The sequence below is a fragment of the Streptococcus sp. k-378 genome (assembly GCF_013277505.1).
Classification (GTDB): Bacteria; Bacillota; Bacilli; order Lactobacillales; family Streptococcaceae; genus Streptococcus; species Streptococcus pseudopneumoniae.
On sequence record NZ_VMNC01000022.1, the window covers coordinates 1 to 15,929 of the forward strand.

The following is a 15,929-nucleotide window of genomic DNA, read 5'->3' on the forward strand; positions in this document are numbered from 1 at the left end:
ATCGCTTCTACACCTTGTGCCTTAGCGGCATCTACTTGTTCTTGAGCTGCTTGGGCTTCTTCTGGTGTTGCGGCTACATCTGGTTGAGCATCGATGGCCTGGTTCGCTTTGTCAGCAGCTGCTTGAGCTTCTGCCTTAGCTTTCGCTTTTTCTTCAGCTGTTAGATCTTGGCGAGCATCGATTTCCTTATTCTTAGCAGCTAATTCATCTGCCACTGCTTTCTTAGCAGCATCTTTGGCTACTGGAGTCACAGAGGTAACATCCGCTACACCTTTATCTTCTGCAGCGTCCACAAGTTTTTGGGTTGCTCGAGCTGCATCTTCTGTATCTTCATTATCAGGTTGAGCGTTGATTTTAGCTAATTCTGCATCAGCTAATTTTTGGGCTTCTGCTTTAGCTGCGTCTTTTTCTGCTTGACTTAGGTCTGTGCGCTTATCAATCTCATCATTTTTAGCTGTTAAGGCATTGGCAATTGCTGCCTTAGCATTCTCTTTAGCGATTGGGTTTACTTTAGAAATGGCTGTAGTGGCTTCTGTTTGCGCTTCATCTACAGCTGCATCTGTCGTCGCTGCATCGATTTTCTCAGTTGCTGCCTGGGCTGCTTCATTGGCTTTAGCAATAGCGGCTGTTTTTTCAGCTTCTGATAGATTTCTGTCTGCATTAATAGCATCTTCTTTAGCCTTACGAGCTGCTTCAATTGCCGCTTTGGCTTCAGCTTTTTTAGCTACTACTGGATTGTCTGCTGCAATGGCGGTTGTCCCTTCAGTCTGAGCTTGATCCAAGGCAGCTTTTGTTGTTAGGTTAGGATCATTAATGGCTGCTAATGCTTTCTCTTTATCTGCATTTACCTTAGCGATAGCTGCTTGTTTTTCATCATCAGTAGCATTAGGATCTGTATTAGCATTAATTTCTGCAATCTTATCTTCTGCAGCCTTGTTCACTGCATCAATCGCAGGTTGTTTATTTAGGGTCGTAAACTCTGTTAGTGGTCTTCTGTCTATAGATCCATCTGTATAGGTTACTAGTAAATCATTTCCATTTTTTGTGATCGATTGAATCTTACTATTTTGATTCTCTACTTCTTGACCGCGCTTAGACTCTAACCGTCTATCTGGATTGGTTTGAGAATATTCAAGCTTGACTTTTTCTTTTACTTTTTCAAACTCTTCATCTGTTACAGCTGCAGGGTTGGTAACGACAACCTTGTCGGCTTCCTCAGGAGTCTTTATATCATATTTTTGTTTCTGAGGTTTATTGACAACGTTGAAAGCATGATCATTGTTTTTTTGTTGTCCAGACCCAGTGAAGTCTGTTCCTTCAAGATCTGTAACCCGCACATAACGCCAACCCAAAGCCAGGCGTTTAGGATTTTCCCCTTGTGTCCCTTCGTTCAATTTAGATTGTGTCAATCCACTTGTTGCAGTTGTCCTACCCGAATAGATAATAACTGCTGGACTAGTCTCTGATGCTGGTGTTTCAGTTTTAAACTCATTGGCTGTATATCCATACTCAGTATCAACTTTATCATTTTCACCTGAAACAGGTTGAAAAGCGTTATTTCCACCTTTCAGCAGTTTAGCAGACTTAATCTTATCTGCATCATCTTTAATTTTGATATCAAATGAGTTGTCTTCTCCACTATACACATAGATTTCTCGTTCAGCTTCATCTGAGTATGGAATCTCAACTGTTGGAGGTTGATTGGTACGTGCTACATCAGCAACTGGAACCACATCTGTTGAACCGTCTTTATAGGTTACAGTGACGTTTCTATCCGCTACATTTACACTCTCCACTACTGAATCACGATTTGTTAAGGCAGTCCCTCTTTGCGACGCTAGTCTAGCATCCTGGCTAGTTTTAGAATATTCAACTTTAAGCTGATTTTTAATTTTGTCAATATCTGCAGTAGTTAAATTGTCAATATTTGAGACAGGAATTTTATCAGCATTGGTTTCTGGTTCCTGGATGCTATATTTGTAGGTTTGAGGTTTAAGGATAAGAGATATATATCCTGGATCTCTTATTGTCCCAGAGTCTCCAACATTATTCACACCTTGTTTATCACCAACCTTTACAAAGCGAGTCCCAATTTTTAATTCTTGTCCCTCACTTCTTGGGTATTTATTATTTCCTTTTAGACTATCATCCGGTTTTCCTGAAATGGTAATTTTAGCAGGAATCTCTTTAGTAGCAGCTGTAGCAGCTGTAGCAGCTGTAGCAGCTGTAGCAGCTGTAGTGTTAGACAAATTGTCATTAATTACAGTTCCAGTATAGCCAAACTCAAGGTTAAGTTTATCGTCACCTTCGTTAGACTTCTGAAATGACTGATTCGAACCCTTTTTGAATGTTGCATAAAGAATTTCCCCACTGTCATCGTAGACAGGAATTTCAATATTTGCATCTTCCTCATTATAAACAAAAATTTCCTTTTCATTCTGACGAGAGTAGGAGATTTCCGCTACAGGTTTTTGATTTTCTGCGCCAGTAGACGGTGCTCCATCTCCTGGGTCAGCATCCCCCCCTCCGTTAGGGTTAGCTGCCACAGCGGCTCCGCCTTGTGAGTCTGCGCCATTCTCAGCAGCTGACACTGCTCCGTTCCCCAAAAACATAAATAGAGCCGCTACTGCCACACTGGCTGCACCAAAACTATATTTACGAATAGAATAACGCGTGACCTTCTCACGACGCAGGCGCTCAGAACGACTCATGGATACTTTCTTGTCCATTACTTAAATCTCCTTTAGGATTATATTTTTCTACATAAGAGAGGCTCCTCCTTCCTTATAGAAGGAGACTTCCTCTATGCATAGATTTACTTTACTATGATACATAATTACCAAGATATATGCAACTTTTTTGTTTGCTAATATTTTGCTAAAAAAAAAAAACATTTTTTCGATTTTCGTGAATTTTATTCGGTTTTTTATCCATATTTTTCATTATTTTATGAATTTGTTAAGGATTTACCGATTCTTATGGCATCTTATGCTCTGATTTTTTAGGATTCAATCAACCCTTAATTTCTATAAATATTATTTTTTCAAAATAACTCTATCTTTTTCACTAGCCTCGACAAAATAAGTAGAAAAAATGTAAGGGGTTGCACCTTTTTCATTAGCATCATTTGAAGATGACAACATGCAAGGAGCCTAAAAAAGAGAAACTGCCAGTGATACCACTAGCTATTCTGATTGCTTGCCATAGAACAGAAGATAGCGGCTCCTTGCCTCTCCTGACTACTTGACTAGCCTTGACCACTTACTATAGCTGCTCAGTTTTAAACAAGCAGGTTATCAGAACGCCATGGCCTAGCCTACTGATTTTAAACAAGGAGCATTGGATGGCATCAAAAAAGAACACAGGCCTGCCGAGGCAGCCAAAGTTTTTGATCTTGGTCTCAGAACTCTCTTCAGCTAAGAAAAGAAATGAGGTGAGCAAGGACACTGAGAGCGGAAAGAGCCAGTCATCAAAAATCGAAAGCTTCCTTTAGAGGAGTCGAAAGCTTTTGTAGAGGCTCATCTCGAGGCTGCTTTCAGGGAAATTGCGGCACAGTTTGATTGTGCTCTCCCTTCAGTAGGGCAGCTTTAAAGCAGATTCAGGTCACTTGAAAAAGACGACTAGCTTTAAGGAACAAGATTCAAAGAAAGTCGCTGACTTCTCTAGTCTGGAGATTTTCCAATCTCCCTCCTTATGGGACGGTTCTATAGTAAAGTAAAATAGAAATAGGACAAATCATTCAGGACAATCAAATCGATTTCTAACCATGTTTTAGAAGCAGAGGTGTACTATTCTAGTTTCAATCTACTATATTTTTTAGCAAAGGGCTTTGAGATAATATAAAAATCGAAGTTCTGCTACTCCTATAAATGGAGTCATAGAAATTCGATTTTTTCTAATGATTCTAATCCTAGACGTTCAAAGATAGGCTCCACTCGTTTGGTATAGTAAAGATGGTTGAAAATCTCATCGATTTCCTCTTGTGTCAAACGTGATGTCATCTCTGGATCTGCTTCCAGAAGTAGTTTGAAGTCTACTTGCTTGTCCCAAGAGTAGGCTGTTTTTGGTTGTACCAAGTCATAGGCTTGCTCACGGGTCATGCCTTGTTCAATCAAGGTCAACATAGCACGTTGGCTAAAGAACAGACCAAAAGTCGCGTTCATGTTGCGGATCATGTTTTCTGGTAAGACCGTCAAGTTCTTGACGATATTTCCAAAACGGTTGAGCATGTAGTCAATCAAGATGGTCGTATCAGGTGTGATGATACGCTCAGCTGATGAGTGGGAAATGTCGTGTTCATGCCAGAGAGCCACATTCTCATAGGCTGTAATCATGTGACCACGCTCTAAACCCTGTTCAATCCCTTCTGCACGACCGCGTTCCAACCCTTTTTCTTCAGCTTACTCCAAGGCATAGTCCTGTGCTAACAAGGCTTGTTCTTCGCGTCTGCGTTGTTCACTAAACATCTCCCTGTCCTCCTCGGACCAGCTCTTGTAGTCCAGCAGTTGATCTGCTTGGCTGATGGCTCGCTCGGGTTCCTGAGTAAAGGGCTTATTCCCAAAAAACTCCAACCACGGCTTGCGAACCTCGTCTTTGCTGGTTTCTCTGTATTTTTTTTAGGTCTTATTTGTAATGTTTTTTCAATAGCAACTCAAACTCAGCGACGCTCATACCCAGCTGATGGCTGGCAACCTCGGAAGTCAGAAGTCCTTGGCGAACCATATCCAGAAAGGCAAAAAGTTTTCCACGTTCAAGTCCTTGTTCTAAACCTTTTTCGATGCCCTGTTCAATCCCCTCAGCTCGACCTCTCTCCAACCCTTTTTCTTCAGCTTGCTCCAAGGCATAGTCCTGTGCTAACAAGGCTTGTTCTTCGCGTCTGCGTTGTTCACTAAACATTTCCCTATCCTCCTCGGACCAGCTCTTATAGTCTAGCAGTTGGTCTGCTTGACTGATGGCTCGCTCGGGTTCCTGGGTAAAGGGCTTATTCCCAAAAAACTCCAACCACGGCTTGCGAACCTCGTCTTTGCTGGTTTCTCTGTATTTTTTATGTTTTATTTGTAATGTTTTTTCAATAGCGACTCAAACTCAGCGACGCTCATACCTAATTGCTCACTCGCAACCTCAGGTGTTAAAAGACCTTGACGTACTAGATTTGCTAAACCTACTTTTAATCCCTGTTCGATGCCTTGTTCAATCCCCTCAGCTCGACCACGTTCAAGACCTTCTGCACGACCTCTCTCCAACCCTTTTTCTTCAGCTTGTTCCAAGGCATAGTCCTGCGCTAGCAAGGCTTGTTCTTCGCGTCTGCGTTGTTCACTAAACATCTCCCTGTCCTCCTCGGACCAGCTCTTGTAGTCCAGCAGTTGATCTGCTTGGCTGATGGCTCGCTCGGGTTCCTGGGTAAAAGGTTTATTCCCAAAAAACTCCAACCATGGTTTGCGAATGCTATCTTTGCTGGTTTCTCTGTATTTTTTTAGTTCCAAGAACGCCATCTTAACCAGATGATTTTCTTGTCCATTATTGGTGATGGTTAAAACCTCACCTGTCGTATCCTCGCGCATACTAAAACTATGAAAAGCTAGGTCATCTGAAAAGTAATTGCTGTCCACAATTGCGATAGCGTATACTGGTGCAATGTGTTTGTAGCTCTGGTGAGTATTTCCTTCTTGCTGGCGGATTTTTTCTAGGTTTTGATTGACCTGACTGCACAGATAAGCCCACAGGCGATTGATGAAAAAATTCTGATGATGGACTTGAATCTCAATGATTACTTGAGTACCATTATCTAGTTCAGCTAAAACATCTATACTGGTATAGAAATCCTGTGCCGAGTACGGCAGGGAAGGCAAGACGTGAATATTGCTTCCCTCCAAAATGGTCACATTTTTGGCTGGCAAGTCCAGCATATCGCGAATAAACTGACAAGTGATTTCTGGGTTGCTGAAAATTTTCTTAGCAACCAAGTCATTAGTTGGGCTAATGCCCGGATGTCTTAAAATCATCCATTTCCTCCTTTTATTATACCATAGTTTTAAATCTAGGTTTACTAGATTTACTGCTACTATCTATTTATTCGGAAAAGAAATGAATTGTAAAGATATTTTATCTCGTTTCAACTAAAATATGAGCTTGATCAACCAACTGTCCATTAACAGTCAGATTTAGATAGAAATCTAAGGTCTTATCAGCAACAAAATACAGGGTTGGTATGCACAAATCTTTTTTGCTTTCTCCAGTTTGGAATTGAAGGACTTGAATCTCGTCCTGATAGGCGACACCATGGACACCTGTCCCCGGTTGAATCGAAATCTTAGCTTCCAAAGGAGTACTACTTTCGCTACGTTCAATCCTAAAATGAAGAGTCTCTCCCTTTGCCACAGCTAGGCTTTTTTCTGCAAATGCTAATCCCTGAACAACTTCTTTTTTTGATAAGCTAGGAGTTTTATAGAGGGAAATCTTGGTCAGTACAGGTAAATCCTGTGACTCTGTAATCATCACGCGCACCTTCTGTGCCTCTACTATCGGCCCTCGCAAGAGGCGCTTATGACCAACTGTGAAGCCCCTGCCAAATTCCTGCCAGACACCATCCACCTCTACTTGCACATGAAAAGCAGCGATTCGTTGCCCTAGCTTCAAATCTTCTCTTAACTCAATTACATCAAAAGTTTTAGGAGATCCTAGGTCTAGTTCTAACTGGATTGGCAAGCCTACGTCGCTTGCCCAAGAGCTGGTCTCAAGACCATCTGTCAGATGGTGACAAGCAAAGTCTGCGGAAAGAGCTGGACCAGATACCCCAGCTCCCAAAGCCAAATCTTCTTTATAGAGCTCATTGCGATAGGCCGCAAATTCATAGAGACGCTTGATATCTTTATCGTCAAAGAGCCCATCTTGATTCGGCGGAATATTAAGCAAGAGTGGAGTTCCCCGACCCACCGAGTGAAAGTAGATTTCGACCAACTCCTCAAGAGACTTAGGATCCTGATCCTCATGGTAGAACCAGCCCGGCCGGACGGAAACATCTGCCTCACCGATTGAAAAAATAGTGCCTGAAGAATCTCCATGCTGAAGATAATCCAGCTCTGCTTCTGTTCCGAGTTTGTCAGGATTCACCTTTTGCCATAGGGGATCACCTGCATACCCTCGTTCATTGCCAATCCAGCGGATACTAGTGCCTTCTGTTGAAAAAATTAAGCAATCCCCCTGCAGTTCACGAATAGTTTCAAACCATTTTTCAAATTCATAATTGACCTTTTGAGCGCCCTCTCCTCTGGCACCATCCATCCAGACCTCAGCAAATTTCCCTCCATTTCCATAGGCAGGATTTGATAAGATTTCCTTCAGCTGAGCCAGATAATAGGCATTATAGTCCGCTTCTCGGTCCACATGATAGAGAGGACTGTGGGCATCCCAGGGTGATAGGTAGACCCCCATATCCATATCAAACTCTGTGGCAGCTTGGGATACTTCAAGAAGCAAGTCCCCTTCTCCATTCCTCCAAGGACTGGCCTTGACCGAATAATCCGTATAAGCCGTCGGATAGAGGACAAAGCCATCATGGTGCTTGACCACCAAAATCAACTTTTTGAAGCCCGTTTCCTTGAGTACGCGAACCCACTCACGCGCGTCTAACCTTGTCGAGTTAAAGCGTTCAGGATTCTCCTGACCTGTCCCCCATTCCTGATCATAAAAGGTATTGGGGCCAAAATGGATAAAGGCTGCTAATTCATCCTCTAAATACGCTAGCTGGGCCTGACTAGGCAAGGGGCCATGCGGTTTTATTTCTCTTACCATACTACTTCCTATCTACATTTTTCTTTACTTTTTTGGCATGTACTTGCAATTCTGTTAACGCTAGAGGGCTTGTCAAGCCTTCAAATCGAAGACGAAGGGCATAAGTCTCTACCTTATCAAATTCAAAACGAAGCTCTTCATCCTTGTCGCTTGAAACTTTTCGGATAGCTAATACAGGACACCAATTCTCCTCTTGCTTGAGCAGGGAATCCTTATCCAAATGGTTGGGAGTCCGAGGTAAGCTAGGCTCATCCCCTACATAATAATCGATATGGGTAGGATCCACCGCCACGTAGTCTTGATTTTCGACATAATACAAGGTCACATTATCCACAAATCGCGGTTTTAAAATCCCTGCATCTCCAAAAAGAATGCCGACATTGGCTTGCTCTGACTTGGCAATCCAAGTATTGGCTGTCGATTTCTTCCGAGAAATGACCTTGTCATTGAGGTAAGAGACTGGGTGATTAGGCTCTGAGTGGGAAGCAAATACCAGAGGCAGGTTGGATCCTGTCCACTGATTGGAAATGACTTCCCCATCTACACTGGCATCTGTCACATGAATGGTGACTGTTGCTGGCAACTCACAGCCCGCTACTTGTCCTGTAAGAATACATTCTCCTACCTGAGCATAGACTTGAGGATCGAGTTCATCCCAAGTCACCTTGGCCGTATCTCGTCTGCCATCTGATAAGACTAGCTTAACTCGGTCTGGTAGGTGTGGGGCTTCCTTGACAAGCGTCCAAATCCTTTCAGTCTCAATAGCGCAAATCCCTTGGACACAAATCTGAGCAGAAACCTTTAAATCCAGCCCTTCTAGCTGGCCATATACCGTAAACTCATGAAAGCTTGCCATATCTTCTTCGGCTATTGCCTCCCAAACAACCTTGACTCGTTTTGCACCGCCAAACTCATAGTCCACCAAGACCGAAGACGGAAGCTGTGGATAAGTCCCCCTATCTGTATACAAGCGAAGTGGTCTTACAGAAACTGGCTTCCCTAGTGAGCTATTTTCTGCCACCTGCAAATGTATTTGATAGGTCTTTCCTTGATAAATAGCACTGATAACCAAGTCGCCTGCAGACAAGCAATGAAGCACTCCCTGCTTGATAATGGCGTGGGCACTACCACTCGTCTCCCAAATCACTTCACTATTCCCCACCTTGTTCACAGGGTTATCCACAGTTCGTGGATAAAGTCCAATAGCTGGGGAATCCCCTTCTTGTAATCCTGCCTGCTTGTCCACTCGAATCTCAAACAAGCGCTTATTTTTCACTGGTTGGTTAGCCAAAGCCTCTCCCACTAAGATATCAAAACTTGCTGGCTCTAGCCCTCTAGCACTGGCCTTTACTCTCACTTGACCTACCCGCTCCAAGCTCTGAACTAAGAGGACACCTCTGCCATGAAAGGCTTTCCGCTTAAACCGACCATTTTTCTGAGCCTTGTAACGTTCACGACTGGCCTGCCTTCCATTATCCACACCCACAATGCGAGCAGGACCCTCAATTTTAAAATGAAGCTGATTGGAAGCAGTCGGCACCCAATTTCCATCCTTGTCCAATACATCAAAATAGAGATAGAGGAGGTCTTGCCCATCTGGCTCCAGTTTTGTTTTCTCGGCATGTAACCCGATTTTGGCTGGCTTACCTGCAGTCACTACCCTATCTTCTGCCACAATCTGACCTTGACTGTCATAGGCCACAGCACGCAATTCTCCCGGTTGATAAGCCAAACGCCATTCAAGATAGAGTTGATCAGAACCTTCTCCCTCTTGGTATTTTCTGCCATCTGAAGTCCATTTTCCCTGAAAAGTCTTCCTACCTTGAGATTTTCCATTGTGAAATAGCTCTACAGAACCAGCATTTGAATATACTCGAACAGGGATATCCCCATACTTATCCACAACTTGTTGATAACTCTTGTGGATTTCCCAATTCCAGTGGGGCAGGATATGAACCATGGGATACTGATCTAGATCCAACCACTGACTTTGATAGAGATAATAGTCATTTTTAGGAATCCCTGCTGTGTCCACGATCCCAAAATAGGAACTCTTTACAGGCGTGTCATTTTGATTGTGCCAAGGAGTCGGCTCACCTATATAATCCACTCCTGTCCAGATAAACTGACCTGCGTAGTCTAGCCGATTTCTATCTGCTATCCAAGAAGCCGTCGCGGTCTTCCCCCAAGGAACCCGGTCATTGCCATAGTCCGACTGTTCAAAATTCCGCACGCGGCGATTATCCCCAACCCATTCCTTAGCTGGGCGAAAATAGCTGTCACGCGTTCGGGTAGCCGATGAGGTTTCAGATCCATAAAGTCGCCACTTAGGATGTCTTTTGCGAATCCCATCAATATTGTCTTCCGAGTAATTCAAGCCTACCACATCCAGCAAATCGGCTATCTTTTCATGGCCTCCAGACCCATCTCCAAAGCGAAACTCGTCCATTCCCATGGTCACAAAACGGCTATCATCCACTTCCTTAACCCTTCCCAGCAAGCGTTTGATAGTCTTCAATGAATGAGCATCTCCATTTGCTTCGCTGACTTCATTTCCCAAGGACCACATAAAAATCGCTGGATTGTTCTTGCCACGCTCAATCATGGTGCGCAAATCGTAATCTGACCAGAAATCGCCTGCTTTCGCTTCTGGATGAGTCGCTTCTTCCTCAAAAAAGCGACCATAGTCATATTCTTTCTTGCCTCCATACCAGGTATCAAAAGCTTCTTCTTGGATGAGTAGCCCCATTTTGGCAGCTAGAGCGAGTAAAATGCTACTGGCTGGATTATGGGTAATTCGAATAGCATTGACGCCCATTTCCTTCATCTGGCGCAAGCGTCTCTCAGCAGCTGACCTGTTTTCCACAGCTCCCAGCGCTCCGTAGTCATGGTGCAAACAAACCCCATGAATCTTCAACCAGCGACCATTTAGAAAGAAGCCCTTATCCACTTGCCAATCCACATAGCGGTAACCAAAGGTCTCCTCTTCTTCATCAACCAAAATGCCATCTTTGTAAAGGCGAGTCTTCAATTGGTAAAGGTAAGGATGGTCAATATCCCAAAGCAAAGGTTGGAAAATTGATATGGCTTGTTGGAAAGAATATTTGTCCCCAGACTCAATCACTAGAGAGTCTGTCGCCTGCCAGTCTGAAACCTGTTGTCCATCATACCAGATACTCTGCTCCAAATACACCGACACAGACTGAGAGCCATCATTTGAAACCTTACTTGTAAGCTGAGTCTCCACCCATCTATCTCTTTGTTCCTTGAGCTTGGGACTTTCTATCTTAATCCCATACAAATCCAGATGCACCGAATCTGTAATCAATAATTTTACTTCTCGGTAAATACCGCTACCAGAGTACCAACGACTGCTAGGTTGCTGATTTTCCACAAAAACCGCAAGCTGGTTGGCCGTCCCATCATTTCTTAGATAAGGCGTGATATCATAAGAAAAGGGTGTATAGCCATTGGGATAATAGCCCAGCACTTGCCCGTTGATATAGACTTGGGCATTCATGTAAACCCCGTCAAAGAGCAAACGCACCGATACAAGACTGGCATCTTCTTCCAAGTAAAACTGCGTCCGATACCAGGCTTGACCCCCGTTTAACTGACCACCCTCATTTTGCGCTGGCGAATACTGGTCAAAATCATTGTAAATACTCCAGTCATGTGGCACTTGAATGGCCTGCCAATTTCCCCTCTGAAAATCCGGCGCCAAGGCCTCTTCTTTCCCCACCTCTTGACTAAAAAACCAGTGATTTCGTAAAACTTCTTCTCTTCTCATACAAGCATTCCTCGTTAAACAAGTCTATTGACTTGACTATAGCACAAAACAAAAGCGCTTTCAAGACTTCCTCCATCACTCCCTAAATCCTCAGAAAAGATTCTATAATTTGTGGAAAAGTCTGAAAATCACTCCATGTTCATATAAACTGTCATTTTCAAGAAACAAGGTCAAACCTTACAAGAGCGCAAAAAACACCTCTCTGAATGTTCATTCCAGAGAGATGTCCCTTTTGTCTTAACTATTGTAAATCGACTGTCTAAAGTCATCTGAATCTTTGAGATAAGCTTTATAAATCGCTTTTTTCAGTTTTTGAACTGGAGTTTCAATAAACATAAATTTCTGAGCTGTTGTGTTTCCTGCTTTTATTTGAGCAAGTTCCTCTTTAACAGCTTTATTCATAAGCTCTTGTAATTTTTCTTTACTATCAATCACTTCTTCTTTTCCGTTGTAATTTATAGTAATTGGTGTTAACTTACCTAATTTCTCAACACGCTCATTTATTTGCTCTTTTTTGAACTCAGCATATGTTTTTCCTAGAATTTTATCAAAAATATATTTATCTGATAACGGTACTCCCTCTGCTTCAGCTTCTTCTTTAAACTGATTTGATACATAAGGAACAAATCCTTCATAGTAGCCCAAAGCAGCCATCAATTCAAAGGCTTGTTTTCTAAAGGTGATGTCCCCACTCATACCAGAGTCATTTTGACTAACACCATAAATGGTATCAAACATATCAACGGTATAGTAACCATTTGGTGCAATTTTACCTTTATCCTTAAAGCCAGCAATGATATAACGATTGACCAGGATATGATTGTCAATTAAACTATCAATATCTGTCAAGTTTTTGGCATCTTCTAAGGTCAGAGCTTGAATCTCCTCACTCTTATGAGTTGCTGGAATTACTGTATTACGATAATCTATCCATCTTCTAAATGGTGAACTAATCGGAACTATTTTCTTGAAATATTTAGTTTTTTCTTCATCAGTTAGATTTTTCGTTGCCTCAGCTTCTAGATAATCTAGAGTATAAAGGACATCAAAACTTCCCTTCATGTAAGATTGCAAATCTTCTGCCGTTTTAAATCGATCAGGTGTCTTATTGTAAAATCCATCCTTATCACTCTCATCATATACAAAGTTGAGATTGAAATAAGTATCCTTTTCTGGATTATAGGAGTTTTCAAAAATACCACGCGCATAAAACTCTGCGGCTGTACCATCTCGACGACCGTGATTATTAAACAAGACCGTTCTATCTAGTAAGTGCGTCATTTCATGAGAATAAGTCGCTGAACCTCTATCATCCAGAACTCTATCTATAAAGTAACGGACACCTAATCCATTAGCCTCAGCTCCCACCTTACTTACTGGAGAATAGTAATTCATAGGAGTCATAAACTGGTCGACCCCCTTATCAGCTCCACTACCAGTAGCTGGTGACCAAGTGCTATCAATCTGGGCATTCGGATTACTTGTATATTTCTTCATCGTATCAATAATCAAGCGATTTGTCAGCAACTTATCACGATTTTCTGGTTTTGTTATACGATAAAGAGTATCGACATAGTTGGCTTGTTGTACAGCCGCCTTTTCAATTAAAGACTTGACTCTAGCAAGCTCAGCCTGGTACTTAGTTGGATTAGACTGGGCGAGAGAAGTATCTATATAGGAACCAATATTACCGTAAGTAATCGTCGCCATATTACTAATCACATAAACATTTGGTTCTTTCACATTCAAAAGTCCCAAAATAGCAGCCATATTAGCCTCTTGTTTACGAGGATCCTTTTCCCCAGCTGTCAACTTGCTATACAGCCCGACATGCGCTGAAGGATTTTCCTTAGATGGTTTTTCAACAATCATAGCTTGGCTAGATTTTTTAAGCCAGGTATCCGCATCATCTGACGTAAAGAGTTGGCGATTGCTGTCTAAAAATTCCTTCAAGCTAGCCTTACCTGTAATGGTAGATAAATACTTTGTAAATGTTTGAGGACTATTGGTCAATTTCATCTCTTCATAAGACATGGATCCTAATTTTTTCAAACTATCCAAGGCTGTCATTGTCTTATTACCAAATGAGCTTGGATTAAAGGCCAGAATATCACGAATATTCGTGTCCCCAAATTGAATATTATAAAAACGATTGATATAAGACAGTCCCAACAAAATCTGCTCTTTGTATTGCTCCAGCTCTTGTTTGACCTTGCTGCGATTTTCAGGGGTATCTCCTATAATTCCTAATGTATGCGAGGCAATCTTTTTGAAACTTGACTCAGCTTGCCTCTTCGTCTGATCAAAGCTTTCTTGGATTGACAGTTTTTGAAGATACTCTATGCGCAACATATCTTTGACCTCTTGGTCAGTGATATTTGGGTGTGTTTTTCTGAGCGCAATTCTCCTTGTTATAATATCTCGAGGATCATAGACAGGCTCCAACTGTTCTTTTAGTTTACTGTCATGTAAGAAGTCTACTGACCTCGCGCTTGTGGTCAGAGCAGACACATCCACAGCATCTTCTCTCTCACTATTTGTTGGAAGGATGTGTGGTTTATCCTCCTGACTACCAACTAAAACAACTCTCGGTTTCATTGGTTTTGTTATTTGACTCACTTCTCGAGGATTAACCAATTCACCAGTTTGTTCATTGATAGCGTAGGTTCTGGTCAGTGTATTCTCACCAACTTCTCCTTCAGAGGCTACCTTTTCCATCTTTTTAGCAAGAGAAGAATCCTCTCTTCGCTCCTCAGTAACAGCAATCGGTTGTATTACTTTTTCCACATTACCAACTTGAATCACTTTATCGACTGCTGGATTTACTTGTCTAGTGGTGTCAGATACCGTCACCTGACCTGTTGCCTGGTCTAGTTGATAAGTCGTCCTAGTTTCCACCGAACCATCACGCCCTGCAACCGCTACTTCCTCTTTTCTGAACTCCAAAGCAGGATTCACCTGGTAGATCATTTTATGAGATAGGACAGTGGTTTCAACACTCGGTTTAGTTCCAACTTCTACAACTTGATCAACTTTGTTGGCTACTATTTTGACAGTTTTACTCTCAGAAATATTGCCACTTGCTTGATCTTTGGTATAGGTAGTAGTAACTTGTTCTTGTCCCTCAACACCCGAAATTTTTACTCTTGTAACGCCGTGGTCTAGCGCTTCATTCTTTTCATAAATGGTTTCATAAGGAACAGCTTTGGTCTCTACTTTGGTCTGAGGAATTTGAGTGTCTTCTTTAGTACCAACCAAGATTACTTTTTGTCGCATAGCTTTAGTTATTTCAGTTTTCTCAATTGGATTTGTTAACTCTCCTGTCTCCGGATTAACTTCATAAGTTTTAGTGACGGTTGTTTCCCCTTGCTCACCTGCATCTTCAACCTCTTCTTTTCCTTTTGGAAGTTCAGGGTTATCTTTTCTCAACTCGGTGATTTCTATAGGTGACACGATCTTTTCTACATTTCCAACTTTTACTATTTTGTCTTTAGCTGGAGTGTTTTCTGTTGTAGTTTCTTCTGAGATAGCTCCTGTTTCTTGATTTACTGTGTATGTTGTAGTTGATACTGAGCTACCATTCTCCCCTGGTGTTTCTTCTTGTTGCACATTGTAACTTAAATCTGACGATGCTTTATAAATTGTCTTAAAAGGAATTTCTTGTGATTGAACTGTTGGTTTTGTTCCTACTGCCGTTATTTTCGCTTGCATTGCTTTGGCTACTTTTGTTGAAACTTCTGGATCAGTTAATTCTCCTGTCGTCGAATTTACTTTATAAACACTTATAGTCGTTGTTTCTTCATCTTGACCTTGTTCTCTAACTACTTTAACCCCTTTATCAAGTGACTCATCCGCGATAAACTGTTCACGTCTTTTGGTTGTTGATCTTGTTTCTTCTACATTTCCAACCTTAACAACTCTATCTACTGGATGTTTTTCTATTTTTGTTGAAGTGTTTTCTACTATTTTCCCAGTACTTTCATCAAAACTGTAAGAAGTAGTTGTCACTTCCTTACCATTTTCGCCTGCTACTTCTACTCGTTGCTCTTTGTAATTTAAGGCTGGTGAAGCTTTATATGTTGTTTTATATTCCAATACTTTTTCTTTCGTTACTGGACTTGGGACAGTTGGTTGCTCTTGTGAATCTGACTGTTCTTGGGGAGATAAGGGTTCAGGCTGAACAGCTGATTCTGGTTCGTTTCCTTGACTTGGGTTGACCTCTGGAGATGGAGCCGTTTGTTCTGGTTGTTCTGGTTGTTTTTGGGGTTCTTGTGGGGCAGACTCACCAACATCCTTTACCCCCTCAACTGGATTCTCCAGCTGGTTCTCCTCACCCTTTTGTTCCGCA

The 15,929-nt window shown here is 42.0% G+C and carries 5 protein-coding genes and 3 pseudogenes; all 8 read right to left on the reverse strand.

Annotated features, from left to right (window positions below; all coding sequences use genetic code 11):
• Positions 1–2,729: DUF1542 domain-containing protein (locus HT719_RS02725; RefSeq protein ID WP_172928157.1), on the reverse strand; the 2,729-nt coding region annotated here is incomplete at its 3' end.
• 1,146 nt (positions 2,730–3,875) lie between these two features.
• Positions 3,876–4,343, reverse strand: a pseudogene (locus HT719_RS02730) (adenylosuccinate lyase); the annotation flags it as partial.
• 60 nt (positions 4,344–4,403) lie between these two features.
• Positions 4,404–4,616: pseudogene (locus tag HT719_RS11490) on the reverse strand (hypothetical protein); the annotation flags it as partial.
• A 7-nt stretch (positions 4,617–4,623) separates the two neighbouring features.
• Positions 4,624–5,046, reverse strand: a pseudogene (locus tag HT719_RS02740) (hypothetical protein); the annotation flags it as partial.
• A gap of 5 nt (positions 5,047–5,051) precedes the next feature.
• On the reverse strand, positions 5,052–6,002 hold the full coding sequence (locus HT719_RS02745; protein ID WP_172928160.1) for an Rpn family recombination-promoting nuclease/putative transposase: 951 nt from the start codon (positions 6,000–6,002) through the stop codon (positions 5,052–5,054).
• 100 nt (positions 6,003–6,102) lie between these two features.
• Positions 6,103–7,791 (reverse strand): alpha-L-fucosidase, encoded by a 1,689-nt coding sequence (locus HT719_RS02750; protein ID WP_172928162.1) that lies wholly within the window; start codon positions 7,789–7,791, stop codon positions 6,103–6,105.
• Position 7,792: 1 nt separating this feature from the next.
• Positions 7,793–11,581 (reverse strand): sugar-binding domain-containing protein, encoded by a 3,789-nt coding sequence (locus HT719_RS02755; RefSeq protein ID WP_172928164.1) that lies wholly within the window; start codon positions 11,579–11,581, stop codon positions 7,793–7,795.
• A 237-nt stretch (positions 11,582–11,818) separates the two neighbouring features.
• On the reverse strand, positions 11,819–15,929 hold a 4,111-nt coding region (locus HT719_RS02760; RefSeq protein ID WP_172928167.1), incomplete at its 5' end, for a ZmpA/ZmpB/ZmpC family metallo-endopeptidase.